The following is a 490-nucleotide window of genomic DNA, read 5'->3' on the forward strand; positions in this document are numbered from 1 at the left end:
TGAAAATTCTGGTGCCAGTCAAAAGGGTGGTCGATTACAACGTGAAGGTGCGCGTGAAATCGGACCACACGGGCGTGGACATTGCGAACGTGAAGATGTCGATGAATCCGTTCGACGAGATCGCTGTTGAAGAAGCGGTGCGTCTGAAGGAAGCCGGTGTCGCGACCGAGGTGATCGCGGTGTCGGCGGGTGTGGCGCAGTGCCAGGAAACGCTGCGCACGGCGCTGGCGATCGGCGCGGATCGCGCGGTCCTGATCGAGTCCAGCGAAGACCTGCAGCCGTTGGCGGTGGCAAAGCTGCTCAAGGCGCTGGTCGACAGGGAACAGCCGCAGCTCGTCATTCTCGGCAAGCAGGCCATCGACGACGACTCGAACCAGACCGGCCAGATGCTCGCCGCACTCGCGGACCTGCCGCAGGCGACCTTCGCGTCGAAGGTGACGATCGCCGACGGCAAGGCCACGGTTGCGCGAGAAGTCGACGGCGGCGCCGA

The 490-nt window shown here is 63.9% G+C and carries 1 protein-coding gene; it reads left to right on the plus strand.

Annotated features, from left to right (window positions below; all coding sequences use genetic code 11):
- The coding region (locus tag ACYPXD_RS28925) for an electron transfer flavoprotein subunit beta/FixA family protein (protein ID WP_459719785.1) at positions 1 to 490 on the plus strand (490 nt) is incomplete at both ends.

The organism is Paraburkholderia sp. 2C, assembly GCF_054589215.1.